2 protein-coding genes are annotated in these 2,362 nt (G+C 68.5%); both read left to right on the forward strand.

Annotation, left to right across the window (positions count from 1 at the left end; all coding sequences use genetic code 11):
* The first annotated feature begins 688 nt into the window (after positions 1–688).
* Positions 689–976, forward strand: coding sequence for a hypothetical protein (locus ACFYW8_RS44470; protein ID WP_365882860.1), 288 nt, complete (start codon positions 689–691; stop codon positions 974–976).
* A 7-nt stretch (positions 977–983) separates the two neighbouring features.
* A partial coding sequence (locus ACFYW8_RS44475; RefSeq protein WP_389093859.1) for a condensation domain-containing protein occupies positions 984–2,362 on the forward strand: 1,379 nt, incomplete at its 3' end.

Genomic DNA, 2,362 nt, shown 5'->3' on the forward strand with positions numbered 1-2,362 from the left:
AGCGGGGGCGGCGGGGGCGTGTCTCCCTTGTCGATCTCCCGGCCGTCCGGCCTGCCTGTCTCGGCACCTGGAAGGCCGGCCATCTGTTCGGTCTGCATTGCCCCGCCCATCACGACTCGGTATTTCCCTGTGGATTCGCCCACCAAGGGAACGGGCCATCAAGAGGCTACGAATTACTCCCATCACCGTCAAGATCACCAAGAGGAATTCAACACGTTATCCAGAACGGACAAGAGCCCGATTTCAACACAAAGGAGAAATAGGGGGCACGCCCTTTCCTGTTCGCCACCAACGCGCGCCACAGAGGAAAGTTCGAGCAGAGGTCCCAGCCCCCTCGCAGCCCCAAAGCGTCGCCCGGCAGCGCGCCAGAACTCTGCCGCCCGAGCCGGACGCGCCGATCGGACAGGAGCCCGCAAGCACTACCAAGCGCCAGGTGAGGGCTAGTTGACCGTTGACGGTCACGCACCGGCATGCCAAGATCACTAGAGCCACTCGCACCGACCGAACAGTTCCGTGACCACTGAGTCGACAATCTCAGCACTTCTCGACCACTGATATCCCGTGTCGGGTGGAACCCGCTGGAGTCGGCCCTCCAAATGCCAGTCGGCGGATTTTCCCCATTCTCAGCCGCAACTCGGTTCCAGTTATCCATTCAGGTACGGCAGGAGCCGTTGTGGAGACCTCACATATGTCCGACCCAAAGCTTCCCAGTACTGCTACGGATTCCTTACAGGAAAAGAACGAATCGGCCGACCCCCTGCGGACCGAGGTCCACCGGCTCTGGTTCGAGGCCCTCGGGGAGACGGCGGACCCGACCGTGGGCTTCCTGGCGAACGGAGGGGACTCTTTCCATGCCGTCCTCTTCGCCACCGCACTCTTCGAAGCCACCGGCCAGGAGATCGACTACTTCGACCTGCTGGAGGCGGACGGGGCCGAGACCGTGTACCGGCTCGTAACCGCCTCCGCAGGGCGCTGACTGATCCATGACCATGCGAACGACCGGCACCACCGCGCCCGTCACCGGCACGAACGGCCTGGACACGCGTGTCCGGACCCGCCGCCGGCTGGCCTCCAACCAGGCCGACCTCTACATCGCCGACCAGGCCGCCGAGGACTCGACCGCCTACCACGCCGCGATGGTGTACCGCGTCACCGGCCGAATCGACGAAGCAGCGCTCGCGGAGCGGTTCGACCGTCTGCTCCTCGTTCACCCGATGCTCGCCTCACGCGTCGTGGAGGAGCAGGACGGCTGGTTCTTCGAGCCGGCGGAACACACGCCCGCTCTGCACGTCGCCACCGTGCCGGTCGACCCGGACGGTGAGCGGGCCCGGCGCCGAGTGCGCAACGAGTGCCTGCGACCGCTGGGCCCGGGTCGGGGCCCCATGGTGCGGGCCGTCCTGCTGCGTTACCGCGCGGACATCGCCGACCTGATCGTGGTCGCCCACCACCTGGTCGTGGACGAGCCCTCCTTCGCTGTGCTGGCCGACTGGCTGCTGGCAGGCCGGGAGGTCACCCCCGCGCACAGCTACGAAGAGTGGGCCGACGCCTCGCACGATCTGTCGCCCGCCCGGTCGGAACGGGCGGCCACGCTGCGCGAGGAACTGGGGAGCGCCGACCTGTCGCCCTCCCTCGGCTGGGCCGACGGTCAGAGCGGCACAACCGGCGCCGGGCTCACGGAGGCGCGGCTGCCCGCCGAACTGTGGGAGGGGATCCGCAGGCTCTCCGCCGAGATGCGGATCACCCCGTACTCCTTCGTCCTCGGCGCGGCCGGGCTCGTCCTCGGCCGCAACTCCCGCGCGGCACGACCGGTGATCGGCGCCACCGTCTCGCGCCGCTCTCCCCGGTACGCGGCCACCATCGGCTACTTCAACAGCACCGTCCTGCTCCCGGTCGACCTTGCCGGGGATTCCTCTGTCGCCGGGTTCCTGCAAGCGGTGCACAGCCGCTCCGTGCGGGCCTACCGTGATGCCGACCTGCCGTTGTCCACCGTGCTGCCCGAATCCTCGGGCGGGGCACCGCACCTGGTCGTCGTTCCCAGCGCACCGATGCCCGAGCCGACCACGGTCTCGTCCCGCTGCGTTCCGCGCCTTGACATCGACCTCGGCACGGCGCAGTTTCCACTGGCGCTCTACCTGCACCAGGAACCGCACGGCGGTGTCCGGGGTCTGCTGCGCTTCCAGTACGGGGCCGTCAGCGCGTCCGCGGCCGAACGGTTCTGCCGTGCCCTGGAGACCGTGCTCACCGGCTTCGTGGCGGATCCGGCTGCCGCCCTCGACGACGTGGACACCGTGGCGCCCGAGGACGCCCGGCACCTGCTCGCGCTCGGCAGCGGCAGCGACACCGAGGCCGACGTCCCTGCCGG

The sequence above is a fragment of the Streptomyces sp. NPDC002742 genome (assembly GCF_042888885.1).
Lineage (GTDB): Bacteria > Actinomycetota > Actinomycetes > Streptomycetales > Streptomycetaceae > Streptomyces.

Coding starts and splice junctions, on each gene's coding strand:
- ACFYW8_RS44470 (WP_365882860.1), top strand. CDS start 689: ATGTCCGACCCAAAGCTTCCCAGTACTGCTACGGATTCCTTACAGGAA.